Below are 26,007 nucleotides of genomic sequence, written 5' to 3'. Positions count from 1 at the left end.
CCTTTGGATGCTTTTCTCGATAAAGCTAAAAAGATAAAGACTATAGAAGAGGCGAGTGCCCTTCTTTGGGAAGTCATCCCAAATCCCCTCCCTGCAACAACCAAAGCACTGGAACATTCACTCGAAGCACATAAAGGGCAGACACGTAAAAGCGGAGAGCCATATATCGTCCATCCCATTTTGGTAGCAGCGATCACTGCAAAGATCTCTAATGATGAAATGATGGTACAGGCTGCTCTCCTGCACGATGTTGTCGAAGATACACACTATACGATCGAAGAGCTGGAACATGAATTCGGGTATGATGTGGCACATATGGTCGAGGGACTCACCAAGATCGTAGAGATACGTGATGAAGAGTTGGTCCCTTCAGGCTCCGATGAAAGGTTGATCAACTCCGCGCTTTCCTTCCGAAAAATGCTTATTGCATCCATCAAAGATGTGCGTGTGCTTGTGATCAAACTTTGTGACAGACTCCACAATATGATCACACTGGATGCCCTGAGTTTTGCAAAACAAAAACGTATCTCTGAAGAGACACTGGTTGTCTATGCACCTATTGCGCATAGACTGGGTATCTCCAGACTTAAAAACCATTTGGAAGATCTGAGTTTCCGTTATATCTATCCTGAAGATTATAAGCGCATAGATACGTATATGAAGTCCAATGCACAAAATTTGAAGTTCAAACTCAATGCTTTTATTCAAAATGTCAAAGACACGATGGTAAAAGACGGGTTTGATGAGGATGATTTTGAGATCATCGGAAGGGTCAAACACTATTATTCCATCTATTTAAAGATGCACCGCAAAGGTGTGAGTATAGAAGAGGTATTGGATCTGCTGGCGATCCGTATTATTGTGAAAAACCCTATAGAGTGTTACAGGGTCCTGGGACTTGTGCATTTGAGGTTTACGCCTCTTATCTCCAGGTTTAAAGATTATATCGCCGTACCTAAGGAAAATGGATATAAGACCATCCATACGACACTGTTCTCTGAAGAGGGGATCGTGGAGGCACAGATACGAACCGTAGAGATGCATAGACTCGCAGAGTATGGTGTTGCGGCACATTGGAAATATAAAGATGGAAACATCGGTGTGAATCTGGCATGGCTTGAGAGTCTGCATTATCAAAATGAATCCATAGAAGAGTTCTATGAACTGGCAAAGTCTGATCTTTTCTCTGAAGATATTACCGTGTTCTCACCGAAAGGGGACTATTATACCTTACCTAAAGGATCGGTGGCCCTAGATTTTGCCTATGCCGTGCACTCCCAGGTCGGTGCCAATGCAGCGGAAGCTTTGGTCAATAAACAAAAAGTGCCACTGCTGACCATTTTGAAAAATGGCGACATTGTGAATATTATCAAAGACAATGAAGCGCACTTGTACTGTTCATGGCTTGACACCGTAAAAACATCCAAAGCCAAAGAGGGTATACGAAGTTCATGTAGGGCCAGAATAAAAGAGGCAGATACTTTAAGTGCATACAATATTCTGGGAACACTCTTCTCTCAAGAGAGCAGTGCTATGAAAGAGCTTGTAGAGAATATAGACCACATGGATTCCATTTATAAACTGCCGGTCCAGCTTGACTATTACAAAGAGACCATACATAAAGTGGCAGATTACATGGGTACCAGGGTCGTGCGCTTTTGGGAATTACTCAAAAAAGGGTATAAAAAGCCATATATCAAAGAGTTGGAGCATTTCAGATTCTTTACGAATAAGCCTATAGACGGTGTAGAGTTTGATTATTGCTGTCATCCTAAAGTTGGTGACCAAATCGTTGCATTTTATAAGGGTAGTAAAGCTATTATACACCATAAATTATGCAAGAAAGCCTACGATAAGATGTTAGAAGGGCAAGAGATGGTCTATGTGAGCTGGAGTGGTTCCAAACTCTCTAGGTACAGGCTCACTATCAGTCTTCAAAACAGAAAAGGCATTTTGGCAGACCTATTGGTGAAACTTTCTGATCTCAATCTCAATATTTTGAGTATAGAGTTGGGTATAAGAAATTCAGAACAAGCAGAGTTTTGTCAGATAGAAGTGGAAAGCAATGAGTCTAAAAAGCAGCTTCTTGCAGAAAAAATTTCACGTCAGTTCAAATTGATAGAGATCATTAGTTTAGACGACGCATATAATAAATAAACAAAGGGTAAGTAAAAATGGTACAAAAAGCATTAGAAGAGATCAGTAGAGGTACTGCAGAAGTCATAGATATGGAACGTATTGAGAAATTGGTTTCAAAATATTATGAGGATGGCAGTACGTATACGGTTAAAGCAGGATTTGACCCTACCGGTGCTGATCTGCACTTGGGGCATACTGTACTTCTTCAAAAGCTTAGAACATTTCAAAACCACGGAGGAAGGGTACAACTTCTTATCGGTGACTTTACGGCAACGATAGGAGATCCTACCGGTAAGAGTGAAACAAGAAAAGTACTGGATAACGATACGATCATGGCCAATGCAAAAACGTACCAGGAACAGGTGTTTAATATTCTTGATGAGAGTAAGACAGAGGTAGTATTTAACTCTACATGGCTCAATAAATTGGGTGCGGCGGGGATGGTTGCACTCACAACGACTTTTAGTGTGGCACGTATGCTTGAGCGTGATGACTTTACCAAACGTTTTAAAAGTGAACAGAGTATCTCTATCTCAGAATTTTTATACCCGCTGCTTCAGGGGTATGATTCTGTTGAACTCAAAAGTGATATTGAGATCGGAGGAACCGATCAGAAATTCAACCTTCTGATGGGGAGACACCTTCAGCGTGTATACAATGTAGGAAAAGAGCAAGCAGTGTTGATGATGCCGATCCTGGAAGGACTGGACGGTGTACAGAAAATGAGTAAGTCTTTGAACAACTATATTGGTATCACTGAAGAGCCTAAAGATATCTATGGGAAAACCCTTTCAGTTTCAGATGAATTGATGTGGCGTTATTATGAGCTTTTGAGTGAGAGATCACTGGAAGAGATAGCTACGATGAAAGAGGATGTAGAAAAAGGCGCACTTCACCCTAAAACTGTGAAGGAAAACCTGGCACTTGAACTGGTTACAAGGTTTTATAATGAAGAGTTGGCTACACTAGCCAAAGGAGAGTTTGATAATGTCTTTAAATCAAACCAACTCCCAACAGATATGAATGAAGTAGAAGTAGAAGAGGGGATCTGGATATGCAAGGCATTGGTAGATGCCGGTATCGAACCTTCTACCTCTCAAGCAAGAAGAGATATTAAACAGAATGCAGTGAGTATTGATCAGAAAAAGATCTCTGATGAAAAGTTAAATCTTACAGCGGGAGAGTATATCCTGCAGGTAGGAAAAAGAAAGTTTGCAAAAGTGAAGGTGAAGTAGTGGCATTTAAATCTTTGAAAATTGGAAAATATACCATTGAAAAACCTATCGTGCAAGGTGGTATGGGTGTTGGTATATCTTGGGACCAGTTAGCCGGAACTGTTTCAAAAGAGGGTGGTCTTGGTGTCATCTCTGCTGTGGGGACAGGTGTCTATAAAAATAGAAAATACCTTGATGCCAAAGAGATGGTAGGTAAAGAACACAGACCACTTGAAGCGATCAATTTCTACTCTTATACCGCACTTAAAAAAATATTTGACAATGCAAGAAAGATCTGCGGTGATAAACCTTTGGCTGCGAATGTACTCTATGCACAAAGTGAATACAACCGTGTGGTAGAAGATGCATGTAGGGCTGGGGCAAATATTATCATCACCGGTGCAGGTTTACCGCTCACCATGCCTGAAGCCACAAAGAATTATCCTGATGTAGCCTTGGTTCCTATTGTCTCTACGGCCAAAGCATTGCGTATCTTATGTCGTCGTTGGAAAAAGGCACATAATAGACTTCCGGATGCTGTCATCGTTGAGGGACCGCTCAGCGGGGGGCACCAGGGCTTTAAGTATGAAGAGTGTTTTATGCCTGAAAATCAGTTGGAAGCGATCCTGCCTCCTGTCGTTGAGGAGGCCAAAAACTGGGGTTCTATGCCTATTATCGCTGCCGGCGGTGTATGGGACCATGATGACATAGTTAAAATGATGGAATTGGGTGCAGATGGCGTACAAATGGGTACACGCTTCATAGGTACGGTGGAGTGTGATGCAAGTCAAGTGATGAAAGATATTATCATCAATGCCAAAGAAGAGGATATCAAACTCTTTAAATCTCCGGTAGGGTATCCTGCACGTGGTGTGAAAACACAGCTTCATGAAGATATAGAAAAAGGAACAGCACCGAAAGTAGCCTGTATCTCAAACTGTGTTGCACCATGTCATCGCGGTGAAGAAGCCAAGATCGTAGGATACTGTATTGCAGACAGGCTGACCGATGCCTATGACGGTATCAAAGAGACCGGACTCTTTTTTACGGGTGCCAACGGGTATCGTCTTACAGAAATTATCACAGTAAAAGAATTGATGGATAAATTGATGAATGGAGAAGATAAGTAAAACTATGCCTAAGTTTAGTAGGGTTTTTCTTTTACTGCTGCTACTGAATACACTACTGTTCCCCGGTGGGAACATGTTACAGAAGGCTATAGTAAAAAAAGATGAACTACGTCTTTTATTTTCTAAAAATTTTAATAAAAAGAGTGTCAAACATTTTACACTCAGCAATCCCTCTAGAGAAATTTACGACTTCAAAAATACACGTATCGCACATAGCCGTGTACCATTGGGACTGGGGCCACATGTCCGCCTGGCGCAAAACAAGCCCGATACCGTACGTGTGGTGATCACAGGGTACGGAACTTCAAAACCATTAGCCTATCAACCGTTCTTTTCAAATAAGAGTTATCATATCTCCTTGCCTAAAGGTAGCAGTCGACTCCCGGCTAAACGTTATAAAAAACCCCATAAAAAAGTAACAAAAAAGTCTACATTGACCCGGTCGAACAGGGATAAACTGATCGTGATAGATGCAGGGCACGGTGGACATGATACGGGTGCCATAGGGGGAGGGAAAAGAGAAAAAGACCTTGTGCTCCAAATATCGAAAAGACTCGAGAGACAACTGAAAAAAGAGGGTTACTCTGTCTATATGACACGTAGGAAAGACCGTTTTTTAAAACTTCCGCAGCGTACAAAAATTGCAGATAAGAAGAATGCAGCCATCTTCATCTCTATTCATGCGAACTCTGTGCCCAAAAGAAAACGTAACAAGATCCATGGTGTTGAAACCTTTTTCTTACAAAAGACAAGAGATGCAAAATCTCAACGTATTGCTGAACGGGAGAACAGAGCCGTTCTGAAAGGTATGAACAAATTGAGTCGTAATGTGGTCATCGATTCTGTGCTTTCAGGACCCAAGATCGTAGAGTCAAATAAGCTTGCCATTGATGTGCAGCGAAGGATCATGACCAATCTGCATACAAGGTATAAAGGTGTGAAAGATGGCGGAGTAAGACATGCACCCTTCTGGGTACTTGTGGGTGCCAGCAGACCTTCCATACTGGTTGAAGTAGGTTATATTTCGCATCCAACAGAGCGTAAAAGACTTTTTACTCCGCGTTACCAGGAACTGATGGCTAAAGGTATAGCCGAGGGAGTCGATATCTATTTAAACAATCGAAAAAAAGAGATCGACTTATAATGAATGATATGTATGTAAAACAGGATAGGAAATGATAAAACATATAGTTGGATTGAGTACACTGCTTTTATTCGTGGGATGTGGCGGTCCCAGTGTTGACAGGTCAGACAGTCTTGTGGTTATAGATGCAGGGCACGGAGGGCATGACTGCGGGGCATTATGTGATAGCAAGAAAGAAAAAGATCTCGTCCTTCAAATTACAAAAAAACTTAAAAGAGAATTTAAAAGTGAAGGGTACAAAGTCTATCTTACAAGAAACCGTGACAGATTCTTGACTTTAGGACAACGTACCAGAATCGCAGACAGAAAGGATGCGAAGGTCTTCATCTCTATCCATGCCAATGCCATTAGCGATCAGAGCCGTTTTGATAAAGTTGAAGGGGTAGAGACTTACTTTTTACAAAAAACCAAAGATGAAAAGTCCCAACGCATCGCGGCGAGAGAAAATGCCTCTGTTCTAAAAGGTACGGATAGGTTAAGTCAAGAGGTGATCATTGATGCTGTATTGAACGGTCCTAAGATCATACAGTCGCATAAACTTGCCATAGATGTCCAAAATCATATTATGAAGCATCTGAACAGTGAGTATGCTGATGTGAAAAACGGTGGTGTTAGACCTGCACCGTTTTATGTACTTGTCGGAGCCAGCAGACCTTCTATACTTGTAGAAGTAGGGTATATTACAAATTCCAAAGAGCGTGAAAGACTTTTTACATCTGATTATCAAGAAGAAATAGCTGAGGGTATTGTTGAAGGGGTGAATAGGTATTTGGATAATAGAAAAAAAGAGATTGGATTTTAGATTCCCGGGAAGGTCCCGAGAATGATCACATATCTTATTTGTAGTTTTTAATGGCTTTTTCCAAGATAGCTGTCGCAGCTGCCTTGTCTTGAAAACCGGAAACTTTTACCCATTTGTTAGGCTCAAGCATTTTGTATGTTTCAAAGAAGTTCTTGATACGGTTCAGTGTATGCTCCGGTACATCACCCAAGTCTTGAATATTTTTATATGTCGGGTCTATTTTTTCTGTAGGCACAGCGATAAGTTTTTCATCTCCACCACTCTCATCTTCTGTCATAAGTACACCTACAAGTCTACATTTAATGTATGAACCTGCTTGAAGCGGATAGTCACACAGTACAAGGATATCAGCCGGGTCACCATCATCTGACAATGTGTTGGCTACAAACCCGTAGTTTGCAGGGTAGTGCATAGCAGAGTAAAGTACTCTATCTACTTCAACAGCACCTGAATCTTTGTCTATTTCATATTTGATCGCTGAGTTAAGTGGTACTTCTATAATTGCTTTTACAGCATCCGGGTTTTCGCCAGGTCCGATTTTAGTAATATCCATTTGAACATCTCCATAGGTTAAATTTTGGAGATTCTATCATAAATATCATAAATAGTTTATCAAATCATGGTATTATCTTACATATAATAAAACTTAATATACCGGTCCCTATGGAAAAAACAGGTTTTCTACTTCACGGTATAATTTGAAAGCAGAATGGCAGTACAGTCGGACAGAGTGATGCATGCTGCCATTGCAGATGGAGAGCAGTATCAATTTTTTAAAAAATAAAACCATTGCAAGTATACATGCAGCCGGTATGCTTATCATGCTTGTGGTTATTGTAGTCTTTTCAGCTATGGTTGCCTATAAAGAGTATCAAAATTTTGAAATAGAAGCGCAAAGTCTACATGCTGAATTTATTCAGAAACAAAAAGATACGATCGTTTTTGATACGACACGTGTACTCAATTTTATCAATAATGCCTATGATAATAGAGATAAAGAACAAGATGAAGAAACAGTCAAAAAACAAATTCTTCATGCCATCGAAGAACTTTACGGACGTCAAGATGGTACAGGTTACATTTTTGTTTATGATTTTAACGGTGTGGTACTTTCTGACCCTATTCAGAGACAAAATGTAGGTAAAAACTTGTATGAGACTAAAGATATCAATGGTGTGATGGTGATCAAAGACCTTATCGATATCTCACGGACCAAAGAGGGAGGATTTGTAGAGTATCAATGGTTGAAGCCTACTACAGGTCTATTGGGTCCTAAAATCTCTTATGCAAAATCATTTGAACCCTGGGGCTGGATGGTCGGAACAGGGGTCTACCTTGATGAAGTGGAAAAACTGATTCAAACCCAAAGGGAAACACTCAAAAACAAACTCAATCACTACTCCCTTCAAATGGTACTTCTTCTCGTGATCCTATTTATCGTAGGGATGGTAGGTATTATCATTACAAATCACATACTGAACAAAGAGATATCACTCTTTAACCGTTATTTCGAAAAAGCTGCATTCACGTATGAAAAGATAGATAAGGAGAAGATACGGCTCTCTGAGTTTAAAAAAATGGTGCATTACATCAATACAATGATCACTGCTATTCAGGAAAGAAAACAGAAACTCAAAGAGTTGAACCTTACACTCGAATCAAAGGTCGAACAAAAAACAAAGGACCTGAGCGAGCAGAATATCCTACTGGAACAAGAGAAAGATTTCAATGCTTCACTGGTGAAAGCGCAAGACAGTTTCATCAAACATTCTATTCATGAGATCAATACGCCTTTGGCAGTGATCATGACCCATATTGATCTGTTTAAGATGAAAGAAGGGGGAAACAGGTATCTGACTAAAATAGAAGCAGCAAGCAAGATCATCTCCAATATCTATGCCGATTTGAGTTATATGGTGAAAAAAAACCGTTTTGATTATAAAAAAAAGTATTTTAATATGTCTGATTTTCTTAAAGAGAGAGTGGACTTTTTTGCAGAAATTGCATCAGGTAATAAACATAAGATCATAGAAGAGATACAAAATGAACTTTGGATCTATTTTAGTGAAGAAGAATTGCAAAGGATTGTAGACAACAATCTATCCAACGCCATCAAATATGCCAACCGAGGTACAGACGTCAAGGTTGTATTGAAAGAAGAGAATGAAGAGATCGTTTTAGAGTTTATAGGCAATTCACCCAAAATAGAAGATACTGAACGTATCTTTAAGCCATTCGAACGTGAGAATGATGTAAGGGGTGGATTTGGATTGGGACTGGAAATCGTATATAGCATATGTCAAAAAGAAAATGTTAAAATAGATGTACAATCTGATAATGAGATGACACTATTCTCTTATAGGTTTAAAAAGAAGGAGCAGGATGAAAGTATTATTACTTGAAGATGAGCTGATGCTCCAGGGTGCTATCAAAGAGTATCTGTCAGATATCGGTTTTGAAGTAACCGCATTCGACGATGGACAGGAAGCCTATGACAATATAGCTTCGAACAGCTATGATCTGTTTATCTTTGATATCAATACACCAAGTATGGATGGGCTCTCTTTGCTTGATAGATTGCAAAAAGAGAAGATCTATGTGCCAACGATCTTTATCTCTGCGATTACAGAGATTGAACAGATAAGTCAGGCCTATGCTTTGGGGTGCTATGACTATTTGAAAAAACCTTTTCATCTCAAAGAGTTAAGTTTGCATATTGACAGATTGTTAAAAATGGCAGATATCAGGGCAAAAGATCTTATAAAGATATCAAAGATGTACAGCTATGATGTAGAGAATCAATCTTTAATGTTTGATGGAGAAGCACAGTTACTTACACAAAAACAGTTACAGATCATGGACCTGTTCTCAAAAAATATCAACAAAGTGGTTGACTTTGAAATGCTCAGACACTATGTATGGGATGACAGCCCTGTAGACAATGCCATTATACGGGCTGAGATACATAGGCTTCGTCAAGTGTTAAAAGAAGATCTCATCACAACATTAAAAGGTGTAGGATATATTCTTTCAAAACAGATATGATCTTTTGGATAGATTTTATCTCACTATTGTAACCAATATACACACTTATAATTTTTCTTTATACCACTTTTCCCCTCTTTTTGTAAATGCTATGTTAATGCTATGTTCACCCTTCATACTGCCAACGTATAAAAATAAGGAGATACAATGAGAAAACATTTAGCATTATCTGTTATAGCATCTACTCTAATCATGGCAGGAGGAGATATTGCTCCAGTTGAACCGGTTGTAGCAGCAGAAGCAGCAGAGGTCGATTATGGTGAAGTGTTTGGACAATTCAGAACATTTTATATTGACAGAACCTATTCTGGTCTAGTCAATAACAACCGTAATTCACTTGCAACAGGTGGTTATATAGGGTATAAGACACCAGACTTTAATGGATTGACAGCAGCTGTAGCAGCTTACGGTGTGTATGGATTCAATATTCATGAAGTAGATAGCGACAGTGGTGACACAAATAGCTATGATCCTGCATTGATGGGTCGTGATGGTGACAATTATGCATTTATAGGACAAGCATATCTTAACTATAAATTTGACAATACAAATATTAAGGTGGGTCGTCAAAGACTTGATACACCATTGGCAGGTGCTGATGATGCAAGAATGCTTCCAAATCTTTTTGAAGCAGCGGTGCTTACGAACACTGATATTGAAGATACTACTTTAACATTGGCACACATCACCAGAGAGACTACGGGTACCTTCAGTAATATTTATGATGATGGCTACGGATTAGGTTTCGCAAGTGGTTACGGTGCAGGTACGACATTGGCACAGAGCGGTGACTTTGTAAATATGGGTACTGTAGCCTTGGGTTATAATGATTTTAACAACAATGGCAGTACGGATAATAGTACAGATGGAGTCACAGTAGCTGCTGTGACCTATCAAGGGATTGATGGATTGACCCTGCAGGCGTGGGACTACTATGCACATGATATTCTCAATGCCATCTATCTTCAGGCAGATTATGGTTGGAAGTGTCTTTTAAATGAGAATGTAAAGATGAATGCTTCAGCACAATATATCGGTCAGAGTGATGTAGGGGATGCCCTGGCAGCAAAAGTTGACAGCGATTACTGGGGTGTCAAACTAGGTGCAGCTTCAGGTGCATTAAGTGCTTATGTAGCCTATTCTCAAACAGGTGAGAGTGATGGTACAACATCGGGTGGAGTTATTACACCATGGGGTGGTATGCCAGCATTTACCCAAGGTATGGTGACCAGACACCAGTTCTTCTCGGACACGAATAGCTGGAAAGTAGCCGGAGCCTATAAACTCAATGCACTGCTTGGTGCAGATGTGAAAGCGTCTGTATTTTATACGGAATTTGATATTGGTGCAACTAACAGCTACGATTACGGTACTGCATGGACAGCATCAGAATCTGGCTGGGATATTCAATACAATGTCGCTTCGGTTGAGGGACTTAACGTAAGAGCAAGAGCAAACTACCCAAGAGATTTTAAAAATGGTTTGGATTGGGATGAGTATAGACTCATTGTAAACTATAATTTTTAATAAAGTTTAAACATTATGGTATGTGAATCAATATACCATATGATAATACAAAGGAGAAAAAATGACACAAGAACAAGTACAGCAGATCAAGAACAATCCTAAGTACAAAAAACTTGTAGGTACACGAAGCAGATTCGCCTGGACATTGACAGTGATCATGTTGGTGGTCTATTATGCATTTATTTTGTTTATTGCATTCAGTCCGGAAACATTGGGCACTAAAATCAGCCCTGACGGTATGGCTACATGGGGTATACCTGTGGGTATTGCTATTATCGTTTTTGCATTTGCAATGACGGGAATTTATGTAAGAAGGGCCAACGGTGAATTCGATGGGCTCTTAAATGATCTGAAAAATGATATTGAAAAGGAGATGAAATAATGTTAGGTAGAATTTTATCTCTATTTATGATGGCTTCACTAACAGTTGCCTTTGCAGCAGGAGCGGATCTAGGTGCCGGTACAAAAGCGGAAGAGCTGAATGTGCCTGCTATTGTGATGTTCTTTATTTTTGTTGCTGCCACACTGGGTATTACCTACTGGGCTTCAAAAAGAACAAAATCGGCAAGTGATTTTTATACAGCTGGTGGCGGTATCACGGGAACGCAGAACGGTACAGCGATTGCAGGTGACTATATGTCAGCGGCATCTTTCCTGGGTATTACGGGAATGGTCTACCTTAAAGGGTATGATGGTCTTATCTTCTCTATCGGTTTCCTGGTAGGTTGGCCTATCATTCTTTTTATGATCTCCGAGCAGCTTAGAAACCTTGGTAAATATACATTTGCAGATGTGACTGCCTATAGATTAAAGCAGAAGCCTGTAAGAATCTTGGCTGCACTGGGTTCGATCTCGGTGGTTATCCTCTACCTGATCGCCCAAATGGTCGGTGCAGGTAAATTGATCGAAATTTTATTTGGTTTAGATTATGAGTTTGCCGTGGTTCTTGTCGGTATTCTCATGATCCTTTATGTTGCATTTGGTGGTATGCTTGCAACTACGTGGGTACAGATCATTAAAGCGGTATTACTGCTTGCGGGTACAACATTTATGTCGATCATGGTGATGGCAAAGTTTGGGTTCAGTTTTGATGCACTCTTTACACAAGCCACAGAGATACACTCAAAAGGTGTAGATATCATGAGCCCTGGCGGTCTTGTTTCTGATCCTATTTCAGCGATCTCACTTGGTATTGCATTGATGTTCGGTACAGCGGGTCTTCCGCATATCCTTATGAGATTCTTTACAGTTGCAGATGCAAAAGAGGCTAGAAAATCAGTCTTTGTTGCCACTGGATTGATTGGTTACTTCTATGTACTGACATTTATCATGGGATTCGGTGCGATCGTACTTGTACTTGGAGATCCGGCAGGGTCTTACTTGGCCGCTGACGGTGTGACACTGAAGGGTATGAACAACATGGCAGCAGTATGGCTGGCGCATGCAGTAGGCGGGGATTACTTCCTTGGGTTTATCTCAGCTGTAGCATTTGCTACGATCCTGGCCGTTGTTTCGGGTCTTACACTTGCAGGTGCATCAGCGATCTCTCATGACCTTTACGCCAATGCATTTGCAAAAGGTAAAGTCGATGAGAACAAAGAGATGAATGTTTCTAAAGTAGCGACGATTGCTATTGGTATTGCAGCGATCTTCTTTGGTATTGCCTTTGAAAAGCAAAATATCGCCTTTGTTGTGGCATTGGCATTTACTATCGCAGCATCAGCTAACTTTCCGGTACTCTTTATGTCGATCTTCTGGAAGAAGCTTACGACAAGAGGTGCTGTACTTGGCGGGTATGTCGGATTGATCTCCGCACTTGTACTTGTTATACTTGGTCCTGTGGTATGGACACAGATTCTGGGTAATGAGACAGCGATCGTACCTTATAAATTTCCGGCAGTATTCTCAGTACCTATAGCATTTGTGGCGATCTGGTTCTTCTCGATCACGGATAAGAGCGAGGATGCACAAAGATGTATGGATGAGTTTGATGCTCAGGACATTAGGTGTCAAACGGGTATCGGGTCTGATGGAGCAGTAGCTCACTAGATAAGGTTTTCCAAGGCATTGGCCTTGGACATAAGGTTATAGGAAAGTCCATGATCACACTATTAGAGAACTTGAAATCATATCCGCCTTTTACGTTTTTGGATCACAATGCGTTTGATCGTATGGAAAGCCATGCACAGATCGCATACTATCCTAATGATACAGTGCTGATAGGTAAAGATACAATGCCTGAAAATCTTTTTATTGTGATAAAAGGCAGTGTTGAGGTACGTGATGAATATGAAGAGCTGATTGATATCTATCACACACATGATATGTTTGGTGGTATTGAGATCATTGAAGAAGAGCCTTCTACCTATAGTTATATCGTGACAGAAGAATTGATATGTTTTGAGGTCCCTAAAACGGTATTCCTGGATATGTGTGAAAGTAATAAGGATTTCAAGCATTATTTCTTTTCAAGTATCGTAGAACGTATCGACATGCTTAAAGAAAAGAAAGAGTATGCCTTTATGAGCGACTTGATGATCGCAAGAGTGGATGAATCTATTTTGCATAAAGACGTTATGGTCACTCCGGATATGCCTATCGTTGAGGCACTTCAACGTATGGATGACGAGGGGGCGAGTTGTCTACTGGTTGACAATGAGGAAGGGTACGGGATCGTTACCGATGCTGATTTCAGATATTATATTCTGCACAAAGAGGAAAAAGGTTTAGAAAAGATCTCACAGATACAAACTTATCCTACCATCTCCATTCAAAATGGAGAACTTCTTTTTAACATTTTACTCCTGATGACAGAGCACAGTATCAAACACCTCCCTGTATTGGATGAAATGCACAATGTTGTAGGTATACTTGAGCTTGTCGATCTGCTGAGTTTCTTCTCTAATCAGTCTCATCTCATTACGGTTCAGATGGAGAGAGCACAAGATCTTGAGAGTGTGGTAGATGCAGCGAAACGTCTGGATGTCATGATCAGCGCACTGCATGTAAAAGGTGTGAAAAGCCGGTATATAGCCAAGTTGGTCTCTGAGATCAACAGAAAAATGTATAGCAAGCTCTTTGAAATGATCATCCCGCATACATGGCAGGATAAATGTACACTTATCCTTCTTGGCAGTGAAGGGCGTGCTTCTCAGATACTCAGGACAGACCAGGATAATGCCCTTGTCTTTGAAGAGGGTTTCATGCCAGAGGATGTAACTTCTGTTACACAGCGTTTTATCGAAGTACTTGATGAGATAGGTTTCCCACGCTGCGAAGGCGGTATTATGATGATCACTCCAAAATGGTGCAAACCGATTGAAGCATACAAGGAAGATATCTATGATTGGATCGAAGCACCAACGTATGAGAAATTTCTGGATATGGCCATTTTTTTTGATTCAACACCTGTTGCAGGTAAGAAAACACTTCATACGGAATTGATCGATTACCTTTTTAGCAAAGTAGAACAAACCCCGTCAATACTTATGCATTTTGCAAGAGCGATTGAGACTTTTGAGTCTCCACTGGGACTCTTCTCCCAGTTTGTGCACGATAAAGCACATAAAAATGAGATAGACATTAAAAAAGGTGCGCTATTTGCATTGATCCATGGTGTACGTGCATTGGCTTTGGAACATCAGATCAGAGCGACCAATACAACACAACGTATCAAAGAGCTGAATAATAACGGTTTTTTGAGTAAAGAAGATGCAACAGATTTGATGGAGGCGTTAGAAGTCTTCAATACACTGAGACTTCATTCCCAGCTTGAACAGCTTTCAAAAGGGAAGAAAATAGACAACTATATCTCCGTGGTCAACCTGGGAAAACTTGAACGTGACCTTTTAAAAGAGGCACTAAAAACCGTGAACAAGTTTAAAAAGATCGTGAGTTATCACTTTCATCTCTCAATAGTAGGTTAAATGTTTACATCATTAAAAAAGAAGTGGAATCTCAAGAGTCTAAAAGATGAACGTTTTACCTTTTTATTTGATGAAACAGATGCTGATGAGATGGTTGTCGTTGATTGTGAGACGACAGGACTTGATCCAAAATCGGATGATATTGTCTCGATCGGGGCTGTAAAGATCAAGGGAAACAGAATTCTTACGGATGAAGCGATACATATCTATATTGATCAGGAGAAAGCGCTTGATCCTAAAAGTATCACGATCCATCAGATAAGGAATTGTGACCTTTATGGGGCGATCCCCCTCAATGAGGCTATCGAAAAGTTTCTCTATTATATCGGGAACAGACCCTTGGCAGGTTACTACCTGAAATTTGATGTGGCTATGGTAAACAAATATATCAAACCGATGTATGGTATTACCCTACCCAATAAACAAGAAGAGGTATCAGCGATCTATTATGACAAAAAGATACCAACCATACCTCAAGGACATATAGATCTGCGGTTCGATACGATCTTGGAAGATTTGGATCTACCAAAACTTCAGGCCCATGATGCATTGAATGATGCCATCATGACGGCTATGATCTATCTTAAATTAAAAAATACAACAAAATTAAAATAATGATTTTATAGGAGAAACAATGTTACAAGAACTCTATCAACCAAACCCGGACTTTGCAAAAAATGCAAGAATAAAAAATATAGATGAATATCATGCCCTGGTCAAAAAAGCAACGGATGATTATGAAGGATTCTGGAAAACGTATGCAGATGAAAAGATCGATTGGTTTGAACCGTATGACAGGGTATTGGATGAGTCGAATGCCCCGTTTGTAAAGTGGTTTGATGGTGGTAAGTTAAATGTTGCACATCAGTGTATAGACCGTCATTTAGAGACACAGAAAAATAAAGCAGCAATTATTTTTGAAGGAGATAGAGGTGACAAACAGGTGATCACCTATCTTGATCTCTATGAGGAGGTCAATAAATTTGCCAATCTTCTGAAAGAAGATTTCGGTGTAGAAAAAGGCGACAGGGTAGTTATCTATATGCCGATGATCCCTGAAGCAGCTTATGCGATGCTTGCTTGTGCACGTATAGGAGCAATCCATTCTATCGTATTTGGTGGGTTCTCTTCAGAAGCACTGCGTGACAGGATCGAAGATGCCGAGGCAAAAGTGGTGATCACAGCAGACGGTGCATACAGAAAAACGAAACCCTATATGCTAAAACCTGTGGTAGATGAAGCAATTATAGGTGAAACACCGGTTGAAAAAGTGTTGGTTGTAGAGAGAAACAATGAGGATGTGAACTGGGTAGCAGGACGTGACTACTCGTACAATGAACTGATCAAAAGTAAATCGGGGCAATGTGATGCTGAACCTATGGAGAGTGAAGATCCTCTTTTCCTGCTCTATACCTCTGGAAGTACAGGTAAACCAAAAGGAGTACAGCACAGTACAGCCGGATATATTTTATGGGCACAAATGACGATGGAATGGGTCTTTGATGTGAAGGAAAATGATACCTACTGGTGTACAGCAGATATTGGTTGGATCACCGGACATACCTATATCGTTTATGGCCCGCTTGCAATGGGTGCAACCACAGTCATGTTCGAAGGTGTCATTACCTTCCCTGATGCAGGTCGTCCTTGGAAAATGGTAGAAGAGCATAAGATCAACCAGTTCTATACAGCACCAACAGCGATCCGTGTATTGCATAAAACAGGAGAAGATGAACCGGCCAAATATGATCTTACCTCGCTTAAAGTACTTGGAACGGTAGGAGAGCCGATCGATCCTCCGGCATGGAAATGGTACTATGAAGAAGTAGGTCAAAGCAAATGTGCGATTGTAGATACCTACTGGCAGACTGAAACAGGGGGTCACATCGTTTCTCCACTGCCTGGTGCAACACCTATCAAGCCTGCATGTGCAACACTTCCCTTACCGGGAATTATGGCTGAGATACTTGATCCTGAAACAGGTGAAAAAGTAGCTGAAGGTGAGAGCGGATATATGTGTGTCACACGTCCTTGGCCGTCACAGATCCGTGGTGTATGGGGTGATGATGAGCGTTTCAAAAAATCTTACTTCGGAGACGTGACAAAAGAGGGTAAACCAGTATATTTCACTGGTGACGGTGCAATATACGGTGAAAACGGATACATTACGATCACAGGTCGTACAGATGATGTGATCAATGTATCCGGGCACCGTATGGGTACAGCTGAAGTAGAAGCTGCGATCAAAAAGCATGACAATGTAGCAGCGGTGGCTGTGGTAGGTAAACCGCATGAGTTGAAAGGAGAAGGTATCTTTGCCTATATCGTACTCAAATCTGTTAAAGATGATGTAGCAAGTGAGCTTGAAACCATGAAAGAGATCAACGCGATCATTAAAACCGAGATCGGTAACATCGCACTGTGTGACGATATGATCTTTGTTCCGGACCTTCCGAAAACCAGATCGGGAAAGATCATGAGAAGGATACTTAGAGCACTGGCAAAAGGAGAAAAGATCACACAAGATACTTCTACACTTGAAGATCCGACGATCGTAGGTCAGATAGAGGAACGTGTGAGCGCTGCATAAAAGCTACGATAGCCGGCCTTCCTTTTTGTAAAGAAGGCCGATGCAGCATACAAAGAGGTTAATAATTGATGGAAAATTTTATATTGATCATACTGGCTATTTCCATTGGCTATCTCTTCAGAAGAGTACGTATCCTCCCGGAAGAATCAGCAGCCATCCTAAATAAATTTGTTATATTTATCTCTCTCCCTGCAATGATACTGTTGCAAATCCCTAAGCTGACACTCTCTATGGAGATCCTGATCCCTGTGATCATTGCCTGGGTCGTGATGACAGTGACAGCGCTCCTTACACTGTTTATTTCTAAAAGGCTTCAGTTTAGCAAAGAGGTCACAGGTGCATTGATGCTTGTGGCGGTATTGACGAACTCCTCTTTCCTTGGTATTCCTGTTATCAAAGCATATCTAGGTGATGAGGCATTGCCTTACGTCTTGGTCTATGACCAAATGGGTACGTTTCTGGCACTCGCAACGTATGGGATATTTGTAGCAGCCTATTATTCGAATCAGAGTGAAATTACTCTGAAAATTATGGTGGTGAAGGTCCTTACTTTCCCTCCATTTGTTTCATTGATCATTGCACTGTTTTTCATAGGTACCCCATTCCCTGATATGATCTCAAAAGTGTTGGCATCGCTGGCCAATACAATTGTACCCATTGCTTTGGTCGCAGTGGGACTGCAATTGCAGTTGAAACTTCCCGGACATGAGATACGTCCTTTTGGTATGGCATTGTTGATCAAACTGATCATTGCACCACTGATCGCACTGGCTATAGTGGCTATGGCAGGATGGACAAATCTGGCAGCCAGTGTATCTGTGATGGAAGCAGGAATGGCACCGATGGTCACAGCAGGGGCTATGGCATCGATGTCAGGACTAGCTCCAAGACTCAGTTCAGCCATTGTCGGTTATGGCATACTGCTCTCTTTTTTTAGTACAGCACTCCTGTTTAAACTCTTGTAGCGTGAAGCATCCTTCTTAGACACAAGAGAGTTGGTATGCCACCATTTTCTCAAAAGGGAGTAAAAAACGGTCCAGTTTTTTACGCTCAATCGTTTCAATATGGTGTGTGTTCAAACGTTCCAAGACGCATAAGGTAGATTCCATCGTACTGAGGCAATACTCCTTAGGCTGTTCCTTAAAAGTAAATTTTGAAACTTCCGTATGGGTAAAACTGACTTTTGGCAACGCATCGATATTGGGGCTTGCAGAAAGTATAGCTTTTGAACAGGGCCATGTAGAGTCTATAAGAAACATGACCGTGTTTTTTTGTTTTTCCCCTATAGGTTCTTCATTGAGGTTGATACTGGTTTCATGCGGATAGAGCGTGTAGCAGACATTTGAAGGATCATTAATGATCTGATTGATGGCTGTATGGTTGGTAAAATCTATGCCCACATGGATCTCACAGTTTTTCAAAGAGAGATTGGTAAAGTGGCCTGTCCCGTTCTTGGTCTTTCTAAACTCTTTTGGATGCATCAAGATGACAAATCGTGTGTTGGTCTCTATAGGTGCGATGTAGGTGCACATACATGAGGTTTGGGGTCGGTAGCAATTGTAGCAGACGCTTCTGTTAGTTTTATTCATCAATGTATCGCTTTTTAAACCAATGATAATACGTTGCAAAAACTATAAAGCCAAAACCTAATGTAAATGTAATACCTTCAAGTGATAACCCCCATTTTGCAGCATATCCAATGAACATCGCAGTAACAACATTGGAAAGCATAAACACCATGTCATTGTAAGAGATGACCCTTCCCATGTATCTACTCTCTGTCTCTTCTTGTATGAGCAGGTACGTGTAGGACCAGAGTGTTGTGATAAAAAAACCTGTGATCAAGAGTGCTATAAGTGCCAGATAGAAATTGTACTCAAAAGCTGACCAAAGCATGATCGCAAGACCTTGAAGGATGAAAAAATAGTGTAAATTATTCTTTGAAATGATCTTTCCAATGAAAAAAGGGCCGATCATCAACCCTATGGCTCGCGTAGCATTCATCCAGCCTATGGCAAGCGGTACAGCGATGAAATTTTTGTATTTGACATCTGCAAGAAGGGTAATGAGTGCATCAAAACTGGTCAATCCTATGGCAGCATGCAGCAAGATGAGGTGAAGTATCTTTTTATTACCGATGAGATAATCAAATCCATCTTTGAACATTTGCCAGTTGGAGTCTGTATGCGACACTTTCTCAAGTGAGAGTTTCAGTCCAAGCAGGAGCAGCACAGCGACAGTATACAAAAGTGCATCTATCATAAAGGCAGTATCAAACCCCATCATATGGGTTGCGATACCTCCTGCAGCCATACCCAAAGCATAACAGAGTGACCAGATGATAGAGTGTATCTCATTGGTATTTTTGAGCATTTTCCCTTGTACGAGTTTAGGGAAGAGTGTCATTTCGGCAGAGAAGAGCATAGAGGCAGCAGCAGAACGTATAAAGATCAGTACCATTAAGATCCAGATATACGCCAGTGAATCAATAAAAATAAATCCAAGGGTCATAGTAATCTCGATCACAAGAAGTATCAGCATCAGTTTTTTGAACTCTATACGGTCAATGATGATACCGATGAAAGGTGCCAGGACTACGGCGGGAAGCATAGCCATGGCGGCGGTCAGGGCTATAGTGATCTCACTTGCACCATAGGCTACGATCATAGAGAAGATAGCCACCTGGGAAAACCACGTACCAAAATAGGAGATGAATTGTATCAGTGAAAGCCGTGCAATGACTGGGTGTTTAAGTGTTTCTCTATAGGTCATGAGTTTCTATTCGGATGCATTGTGTTCATCATGTAGACTATAGACAATATGCTTTTTTTCAAGTAGGTCGATATACATCTGAAAGGATTCCAATGCCAGTTTTTCATCGGTTGATGCGACAGAGATAGAGACCCTCCATCCATCAGAGTAGAGTTTAGGCAAGGAAGAGAACTCCACTTCCTTTGGCATCTTCTCCATCAGCTCTATAAATACATTCTCTTTGCAAAGGGCTGTAAGTGTATGACGATGGTAAGTTCTTTTATTAGGTATCAGTTTTGTCAGTATCTTCTCTACCATAGGATGGCTCATTTCCGGGAAACCTGGCATAAAGTAATAACGTTCATCCACTGCAAAAGCAGGCATTTGATTGACAGGGTTCTCCAAGAGTGTTGCACCTTTGGGGAGTTCTGCCATGCGTACAGAGTAGGGGTAGGCTTTCTCACCCAGTTTGTTGACAATGATCTCTTTGGCTTCATCATGTGTGTGAAGTATTCCGTCTCTCAGTGCTATAGCTGCACATTTTCTGGTATGGTCATCAGGTGTTGAGCCTATACCACCAAATGAAAAGAGTATGGAGTTTTCCTGAGATGCAATGAAGCTTAACGTTTGAACAATTAGTGCAGGATCATCCTCTATAATAAAAGAACCGGTGAGTTTATGACCCTTTTCCGCCAAAGCTTTGGTGACAAAGTCAAAGTGCTTGTCAGCCCTTCGACGGTTCAGTATCTCTGTACCTATGATGAGGGCAAAAAATCTAGGTTCAGACATAATAATACTTGTTTGAAGAATTATTCTTCAATATAATTTTTAAGTTTTCTTCCCACTTTAGGGTGTTTAAGTTTCTTGATCGCGGATGATTCGATCTGTCTTACTCTTTCACGTGTCACACTAAGCTCTTTACCAATCTCTTCAAGTGTTCTGTCACTCTCATCTTCAAGAAGACCAAAACGCATACGGATGACGGCTTTTTCTCTTTCGTTAAGCTGGTCAAGTACGTCATCTATCTGATTGTTAAGGTCATCTTTGAGTACCACATCGGTCGGGCTCAGTGTTGTTTTATCTTCGATGAAGTCACCAAATCTACCGTCATCTTCATCCCCTACCGGTGTTTCAAGACTCACAGGCTCTTTCGTGATCTTAATAACATTTTTCACTTTATCCACAGAGAGGCCTACCTCTTCAGCGATCGTGTCAAGATCCGGCTCTTTTCCTGTCTCCTGAAGGTGTTTTCTGATGATCTTGTTGATACGGTTGATCGTCTCTATCATGTGGATAGGGATACGAATGGTTCTCGCCTGATCTGCAATGGCTCTGGAGATCGCCTGACGTATCCACCATGTTGCATAGGTTGAAAATTTGTATCCTTTTTCATATTCAAATTTATCAACAGCCTTCATTAGACCGATATTTCCTTCCTGGATAAGGTCAAGGAACGGAAGTCCTCTGTTCGTATAACGCTTAGCGATGGAAACAACCAATCTAAGGTTGGATTTTGCCATTCTCGTTTTGGCTACTTCACTTTTTGCTTTACCTTGACGGATCTGCTCCAGGATCTCCTGGAGTTTCTCTTCAGAAAGATCAAATCCGCCTTTACTCGCTTCTCTGGTCTCAAAAAGTTTTTTTATCTCAACATATGTGCTTACCATCGTTGTCTCCGGTACAGCATCGATGATGTCATCTTTATCCATCTTAATGATATTGTCAAGCAGTTTTTTATGGTTGGCTTTGAGTGTATCATTGAAAAGTGGAAGTTTGTACTCTAAACGTTTAAGCTCTTTTTCAAAACTGTCATCACTCTTCAGTGCCGTTTCCATGGCTTTCACAAGTTCATTGATCAGTTTAGAGGTCGGTCCAAGATTTAAAAGTGCTGCTTTGAGTGCCTCTTTTTTGAATGCGATCTTAAGACGCTCATGAAGGATCTTGACTTCATCCGTCTCTGTTTCCAAAAATGTATCAAGGTCTTCACGTGCCTTCATCCACTCTTTTTTTGCTTTTTCAAGTCGCTTAAAGCTGTCAACTACCTGTTTGACCCTCTTGTCATCTTTCGGTGCATTGGTTGATGTTTCCTCATCAGAATCATCGGAATCGTCAGAATCATCAGAATCATCTTTATCTGATTTGTTGTCATCTTCAAAGCTTTTGAAAAGTTCTTTTACACGTCTTTCACGATTCAGTAAAGGTTCTTTGTAATTGATGATGTAGCCTATAAGGTAAGGGACAGAACAGATCGCATCGATGATGATATCTTCTCCCTCTTCAATACGCTTGGAGAGGTCAACTTCCTCTTCTTTGGTCAGAAGAGGGATCTTTCCCATTTCACGCAGGTACATTCTGACAGGGCTGTCTGAACGGCTCCACTCTAGAAGCTCTTTTTCCTTGTGAAGGTCGAACTCATCTTCTGCACTGCCTTCTACAAGTTTTTTTCTTGCATCTTCTTTTCTTTTCTTTTCTTTTGTTGTGACAAACTTTGCATATTCTGAGGCGGATACGATTTCTACATTGGCATCGGAGGCAAGTTTATGGATCTTTTTCGCTTGAGCTGCAGTAGGTTGTTTGGTAAATTCTTTCGCGATGTTCTCTAGTGTGACCACATCACCTTTTTTCTTAGACTGAATTAATGTTTCGATACTTTTCATACTGTCTTTTGTTGCCATTGAAAACCTTTGATGTGTGAGGTGAAAATCCTCGGGAATAATAAAATGGATTATACCGAAATTTTATTAGTTTTTGGCATGGAATTTGTTAATTTTCCTTTTTTTGGTTATAATCGCGAAAATTTTTATCGTATCAATATCTAAAATGTTGAACTGTTTTAGTGAGAGGAATTACGAAGCGACATGTGTCTGTTTTGTAAGGAGATAGTAGTAAAAAGGAAAATACTTTGCAAGGTAAAGTTTGGAAATTTGGTGACAATATCGATACGGATTTGATCATCGCAGCAAGATATCTTAATACAAGTGAGCCATCGGAATTGGCGAAATATGTAATGGAAGATGCAGATCCTGAGTTTGTTTCAAAAATGACAGAAGGCGATATTATTGTTGCAGGTGAGAACTTTGGTTGCGGTTCAAGTCGTGAGCATGCACCTATAGCATTAAAAGCAGCGGGTGTAAGTGCTGTGATCGCACCTACGTTTGCACGTATCTTTTACAGAAATGCATTCAATATGGGATTGCCTATCTTTGAGCTTAAAGAAGCTTCTGAGATCAACGAAGGTGACGTTGTGAGAATCGATATGGATGCGGGAGAAGTGATCAATGTGACACAGGCTAAAACGTATAAGTTTTCTCCTATTCCTGAATTCATGCAAGAGTTGGTAGACGCAGGTGGACTGATAGCATTTGCAAAAAAAGAGATTGAAAATAAAAAAGTAGCAAAGGCATAATCATATGGGTAAAAGTTATAAAATCGGTGTAATTAAAGGTGATGGGATAGGTCCTGAAATTATTGATGAAGCAATAAAAGTACTGGACGCAGTTTCTATCACACAAGGGTTTAACCTTAAGTATGAAGAGATGCTTCTTGGCGGTGCTGCGATCGATGAAACGGGTGTGCCTCTACCAGAAGAGACGATTCAGGGTGTAAAGAAATGTGATGCCGTGCTCTTTGGTGCGATAGGCGGACCGAAATGGGATAATCTTGAGAGACATTTACGTCCTGAAACAGGGCTTCTGGGGCTTCGTAAAGAGATGGGAACATTTGCCAACCTAAGACCCGCTATGGTCTATGATGAGTTGGTGAATGCATCCAGTCTTAAGCCTGAGGTGATTAAGGGTGTAGACATTATGGTGGTGCGTGAATTGACCGGTGGTATCTATTTCGGTCAGCCAAGAGAACTTCATGAGGATCATGCATTCAACACGATGATCTATACAAGAGAAGAGGTCAAACGTATCGCTGTTGTGGCATTTGATATCGCGATGAAACGTGATAAACGTGTCTGTTCAGTAGACAAAGCCAATGTACTTGAAGTCAGCCAATTCTGGAGAGAGATCGTAGAGGAAGTAGCAAAAGATTACCCGGAAGTTGAACTCTCTCATATGTATGTAGATAACGCTGCGATGCAGCTTATCCGTGATCCTAAGCAGTTTGATGTGATCTTGACGGGAAATATCTTTGGTGATATCCTTTCAGATGCTGCGAGTATGTTAAGTGGATCTATCGGACTTCTTCCAAGCGCCAGTACAGGTGAGGGTGTAGGGTTGTTTGAACCGATTCACGGTTCTGCACCGGATATCGCAGGACAGGGTATCGCCAATCCGTTGGCGACCATTTCATCTGCAAGTATGATGCTTCGTTATGCTTTAGGCGAAGGTGAAGCAGCAGATAAAATAGACAATGCGATCAAAAAAGCATTAAGCGAAGGGTATCGTACAGGTGACATCGGTGATTACGATGCAAAAGAGATCTGTACGTGTAGTGAGATCGGTGATATCATCGCCGACTATGCATCCAAATAGGACTTAAACGCTGATATCGAGCCGACTCTGAAAGTCGGCTCCTCTAAACTTCCAATGATTTTAAAAGGGATATCATGCCCACTATCAAATCTTTTCCGAACTTTTTCTCACAAACCGATCCCCATATACTTCAAAATATTAAAACAGTGACAGAGTATTTGGCACAAAACTATCATGCCACGTGTTACATTGTCGGTGGTGCTGTACGTGATCGTATCTTGGGAGATGCGTCTAAAGATTATGATATCGAGTGTTTTGGTATCACTATAGATGATTTTGAAAGTGCGATGGAGCATTTAGGTGCACAGGGTGTAGGGAAAAGTTTTTTTGTCTATAAGTACCATGACCTGGATATTTCTTTACCCCGTACTGAGAAAAAAATAGCCAAGGGGCACCGGGGATTTGAAGTCTCTTTGGCGCTGGAAGAAAAAGAGGCATCAAAAAGACGGGATTTCACGATCAATGCGTTGATGTATGATATTCACAATGAACAGATACTTGACTTTTGGGACGGATTGGGTGATCTAGAACATAAAGTGATTCGGGTGGTTGATAAAGATACATTTGTGGAAGATAGTTTACGTGTATTGCGTGCTATGCAGTTTGCTGCACGATTTGGCTTTAGAGTGGAAGAGAAGAGTTGTAGACTGTGTCAGAGTATCTCTTTGGATGATCTACCCAAAGAACGGATATTTAGAGAGATGGAAAAAATGTTTATGAGTAAATATTTGCACTATGGCCTTTACTATCTGCTGACACTGGGTATAGGCAAACAGCTTTTTAATGAAGATATGGAGAGAAGATCATTTATCGCTTTAAGCAGGGTATTGCAAAAGAGTCAAAAGAACTTTGTAGAGAAACTGAGACCCTATTATTTTCTTTTTATCTGCAAAGCATATTTTGCATTGGATATCACAGAAGTGTTAGAGAGATTGGGTGCACCCACTATTTACTATAAAAAAGTGGCAGTACCACCGTCACCTATAGATATTACCGTCTCTTTCATCGCTCATCTCTCACTGAAAGAGGGTATCATAGAGTATGTAGGGAACTATCATTCAGATGTGATAGCTATGGCAAAGCAACTTGACGTATGGGATAAACCTTTTGACCGAGGTGTTACTCCCACGGAGTTGATAGAGGAAGGGTATTCAGGTAAAGCGTTAGGTGATGAACTTCAGAGGCGAACTGAAAAGAAGATAAGGGATATCTCCCTAAAGAGTTTGAAAGAAAAATAGGTATAATTTTACAATTCAAT

Annotated in this window: 22 protein-coding genes; 17 read left to right on the top strand and 5 right to left on the bottom strand. The window is 40.8% G+C overall.

What is annotated here, in order from left to right; translation table 11 throughout:
• Positions 1-3: 3 nt before the first annotated feature.
• The 5 genes from MN086_RS07930 to MN086_RS07910 are packed head-to-tail and all read left to right on the top strand — an operon-like array spanning position 4 to position 6,429.
• The gene (locus MN086_RS07930; protein ID WP_248575481.1) at positions 4-2,157 is read left to right on the top strand and encodes a bifunctional (p)ppGpp synthetase/guanosine-3',5'-bis(diphosphate) 3'-pyrophosphohydrolase; all 2,154 of its coding nucleotides are present in this window, start codon (positions 4-6) and stop codon (positions 2,155-2,157) included.
• A 17-nt stretch (positions 2,158-2,174) separates the two neighbouring features.
• Entirely contained in the window at positions 2,175-3,374 is a 1,200-nt protein-coding gene (gene tyrS, locus MN086_RS07925) for a tyrosine--tRNA ligase (RefSeq protein WP_248575480.1), read from the top strand.
• Entirely contained in the window at positions 3,374-4,483 is a 1,110-nt protein-coding gene (locus MN086_RS07920; protein WP_305879776.1) for a nitronate monooxygenase, read from the top strand. Before tyrS ends, MN086_RS07920 begins: the two co-directional genes overlap by 1 nt.
• A gap of 4 nt (positions 4,484-4,487) precedes the next feature.
• On the top strand, positions 4,488-5,627 hold the full coding sequence (locus MN086_RS07915; protein ID WP_248575479.1) for an N-acetylmuramoyl-L-alanine amidase: 1,140 nt from the start codon (positions 4,488-4,490) through the stop codon (positions 5,625-5,627).
• 31 nt (positions 5,628-5,658) lie between these two features.
• Positions 5,659-6,429: an N-acetylmuramoyl-L-alanine amidase gene (locus tag MN086_RS07910; protein ID WP_248575478.1), complete on the top strand. Its 771-nt coding sequence runs from the start codon at positions 5,659-5,661 to the stop codon at positions 6,427-6,429.
• 34 nt (positions 6,430-6,463) lie between these two features.
• Here the strand turns inward: MN086_RS07910 and ppa are convergent, their stop codons facing one another.
• A complete protein-coding gene (gene ppa, locus MN086_RS07905; protein WP_008243882.1) occupies positions 6,464-6,982 on the bottom strand; it encodes an inorganic diphosphatase in 519 nt (172 codons plus the stop codon).
• A gap of 184 nt (positions 6,983-7,166) precedes the next feature.
• Between ppa and MN086_RS07900 the strand changes: the two genes are divergently transcribed.
• From MN086_RS07900 to MN086_RS07860, 9 genes are all read left to right on the top strand, one after another.
• Entirely contained in the window at positions 7,167-8,831 is a 1,665-nt protein-coding gene (locus MN086_RS07900) for a cache domain-containing protein (RefSeq protein ID WP_248575477.1), read from the top strand.
• On the top strand, positions 8,812-9,474 hold the full coding sequence (locus MN086_RS07895) for a response regulator transcription factor (RefSeq protein ID WP_248575476.1): 663 nt from the start codon (positions 8,812-8,814) through the stop codon (positions 9,472-9,474). The genes MN086_RS07900 and MN086_RS07895 overlap by 20 nt, the downstream gene beginning before the upstream one ends.
• A gap of 147 nt (positions 9,475-9,621) precedes the next feature.
• Positions 9,622-11,001 (top strand): OprD family outer membrane porin, encoded by a 1,380-nt coding sequence (locus MN086_RS07890; RefSeq protein ID WP_248575475.1) that lies wholly within the window; start codon positions 9,622-9,624, stop codon positions 10,999-11,001.
• 61 nt (positions 11,002-11,062) lie between these two features.
• Positions 11,063-11,383, top strand: a complete 321-nt coding sequence (locus MN086_RS07885) for a DUF485 domain-containing protein (protein ID WP_248575474.1) — start codon at positions 11,063-11,065, stop codon at positions 11,381-11,383.
• A complete protein-coding gene (locus MN086_RS07880) occupies positions 11,383-13,050 on the top strand; it encodes a cation acetate symporter (RefSeq protein WP_248575473.1) in 1,668 nt (555 codons plus the stop codon). The genes MN086_RS07885 and MN086_RS07880 overlap by 1 nt, the downstream gene beginning before the upstream one ends.
• Before the next feature lie 50 nt (positions 13,051-13,100).
• On the top strand, positions 13,101-14,927 hold the full coding sequence (locus MN086_RS07875) for a putative nucleotidyltransferase substrate binding domain-containing protein (protein WP_248575472.1): 1,827 nt from the start codon (positions 13,101-13,103) through the stop codon (positions 14,925-14,927).
• Positions 14,928-15,542 carry a 3'-5' exonuclease gene (locus tag MN086_RS07870; RefSeq protein ID WP_248575471.1) on the top strand — a complete coding sequence of 205 codons (615 nt, stop codon included), beginning with the start codon at positions 14,928-14,930 and terminating at the stop codon, positions 15,540-15,542.
• Between the two features lie 19 nt (positions 15,543-15,561).
• The gene (acs, locus tag MN086_RS07865; protein ID WP_248575470.1) at positions 15,562-17,517 is read left to right on the top strand and encodes an acetate--CoA ligase; all 1,956 of its coding nucleotides are present in this window, start codon (positions 15,562-15,564) and stop codon (positions 17,515-17,517) included.
• A gap of 68 nt (positions 17,518-17,585) precedes the next feature.
• Positions 17,586-18,482, top strand: coding sequence for an AEC family transporter (locus MN086_RS07860; RefSeq protein WP_248575469.1), 897 nt, complete (start codon positions 17,586-17,588; stop codon positions 18,480-18,482).
• A gap of 15 nt (positions 18,483-18,497) precedes the next feature.
• On the opposite strand, the gene MN086_RS07855 is transcribed toward MN086_RS07860, so the two are convergent.
• The 4 genes from MN086_RS07855 to rpoD are packed head-to-tail and all read right to left on the bottom strand — an operon-like array spanning position 18,498 to position 22,943.
• On the bottom strand, positions 18,498-19,106 hold the full coding sequence (locus tag MN086_RS07855; RefSeq protein WP_256465821.1) for a tRNA-uridine aminocarboxypropyltransferase: 609 nt from the start codon (positions 19,104-19,106) through the stop codon (positions 18,498-18,500).
• A complete protein-coding gene (locus tag MN086_RS07850) occupies positions 19,099-20,289 on the bottom strand; it encodes an MFS transporter (RefSeq protein WP_248575467.1) in 1,191 nt (396 codons plus the stop codon). The genes MN086_RS07855 and MN086_RS07850 overlap by 8 nt, the downstream gene beginning before the upstream one ends.
• A 6-nt stretch (positions 20,290-20,295) precedes the next feature.
• Positions 20,296-21,057, bottom strand: coding sequence for a molybdopterin-binding protein (locus MN086_RS07845; RefSeq protein WP_248575466.1), 762 nt, complete (start codon positions 21,055-21,057; stop codon positions 20,296-20,298).
• 20 nt (positions 21,058-21,077) lie between these two features.
• Positions 21,078-22,943: an RNA polymerase sigma factor RpoD gene (rpoD, locus tag MN086_RS07840; protein WP_248575465.1), complete on the bottom strand. Its 1,866-nt coding sequence runs from the start codon at positions 22,941-22,943 to the stop codon at positions 21,078-21,080.
• Between the two features lie 227 nt (positions 22,944-23,170).
• Here rpoD and MN086_RS07835 point away from each other — a divergent pair, with 227 nt between their 5' ends.
• The 3 genes from MN086_RS07835 (at position 23,171) to MN086_RS07825 (ending at position 25,987) form a co-directional block, all read left to right on the top strand.
• The gene (locus MN086_RS07835; RefSeq protein ID WP_248575464.1) at positions 23,171-23,674 is read left to right on the top strand and encodes a 3-isopropylmalate dehydratase small subunit; all 504 of its coding nucleotides are present in this window, start codon (positions 23,171-23,173) and stop codon (positions 23,672-23,674) included.
• A 4-nt stretch (positions 23,675-23,678) separates the two neighbouring features.
• Complete coding sequence (gene leuB / locus MN086_RS07830) at positions 23,679-24,749, top strand: 3-isopropylmalate dehydrogenase (protein WP_248575463.1); 1,071 nt, start codon at positions 23,679-23,681, stop codon at positions 24,747-24,749.
• 74 nt (positions 24,750-24,823) lie between these two features.
• Entirely contained in the window at positions 24,824-25,987 is a 1,164-nt protein-coding gene (locus MN086_RS07825; RefSeq protein WP_248575462.1) for a CCA tRNA nucleotidyltransferase, read from the top strand.
• Positions 25,988-26,007 lie beyond the last annotated feature (20 nt).

The sequence above is a fragment of the Sulfurovum sp. XGS-02 genome (assembly GCF_023213175.1).
GTDB lineage: Bacteria > Campylobacterota > Campylobacteria > Campylobacterales > Sulfurovaceae > Sulfurovum.
The sequence above is the reverse complement of the archived record's forward strand: the minus strand, read 5'-3'. Positions and strand labels throughout refer to the sequence as shown.

Bases quoted from the DNA above. Each gene is read 5' to 3' on its own strand.
- MN086_RS07875 (WP_248575472.1), top strand. From the start codon at position 13,101: ATGATCACACTATTAGAGAACTTGAAATCATATCCGCCTTTTACGTTT.
- MN086_RS07845 (WP_248575466.1), bottom strand. From the start codon at position 21,057: ATGTCTGAACCTAGATTTTTTGCCCTCATCATAGGTACAGAGATACTG.
- MN086_RS07890 (WP_248575475.1), top strand. From the start codon at position 9,622: ATGAGAAAACATTTAGCATTATCTGTTATAGCATCTACTCTAATCATG.
- MN086_RS07880 (WP_248575473.1), top strand. From the start codon at position 11,383: ATGTTAGGTAGAATTTTATCTCTATTTATGATGGCTTCACTAACAGTT.
- MN086_RS07910 (WP_248575478.1), top strand. From the start codon at position 5,659: ATGATAAAACATATAGTTGGATTGAGTACACTGCTTTTATTCGTGGGA.
- MN086_RS07860 (WP_248575469.1), top strand. From the start codon at position 17,586: ATGGAAAATTTTATATTGATCATACTGGCTATTTCCATTGGCTATCTC.
- ppa (WP_008243882.1), bottom strand. From the start codon at position 6,982: ATGGATATTACTAAAATCGGACCTGGCGAAAACCCGGATGCTGTAAAA.
- rpoD (WP_248575465.1), bottom strand. From the start codon at position 22,943: ATGGCAACAAAAGACAGTATGAAAAGTATCGAAACATTAATTCAGTCT.
- MN086_RS07885 (WP_248575474.1), top strand. From the start codon at position 11,063: ATGACACAAGAACAAGTACAGCAGATCAAGAACAATCCTAAGTACAAA.
- MN086_RS07900 (WP_248575477.1), top strand. From the start codon at position 7,167: ATGCTGCCATTGCAGATGGAGAGCAGTATCAATTTTTTAAAAAATAAA.
- MN086_RS07870 (WP_248575471.1), top strand. From the start codon at position 14,928: ATGTTTACATCATTAAAAAAGAAGTGGAATCTCAAGAGTCTAAAAGAT.
- MN086_RS07850 (WP_248575467.1), bottom strand. From the start codon at position 20,289: ATGACCTATAGAGAAACACTTAAACACCCAGTCATTGCACGGCTTTCA.
- leuB (WP_248575463.1), top strand. From the start codon at position 23,679: ATGGGTAAAAGTTATAAAATCGGTGTAATTAAAGGTGATGGGATAGGT.
- MN086_RS07895 (WP_248575476.1), top strand. From the start codon at position 8,812: ATGAAAGTATTATTACTTGAAGATGAGCTGATGCTCCAGGGTGCTATC.
- MN086_RS07855 (WP_256465821.1), bottom strand. From the start codon at position 19,106: ATGAATAAAACTAACAGAAGCGTCTGCTACAATTGCTACCGACCCCAA.
- acs (WP_248575470.1), top strand. From the start codon at position 15,562: ATGTTACAAGAACTCTATCAACCAAACCCGGACTTTGCAAAAAATGCA.
- tyrS (WP_248575480.1), top strand. From the start codon at position 2,175: ATGGTACAAAAAGCATTAGAAGAGATCAGTAGAGGTACTGCAGAAGTC.
- MN086_RS07915 (WP_248575479.1), top strand. From the start codon at position 4,488: ATGCCTAAGTTTAGTAGGGTTTTTCTTTTACTGCTGCTACTGAATACA.
- MN086_RS07825 (WP_248575462.1), top strand. From the start codon at position 24,824: ATGCCCACTATCAAATCTTTTCCGAACTTTTTCTCACAAACCGATCCC.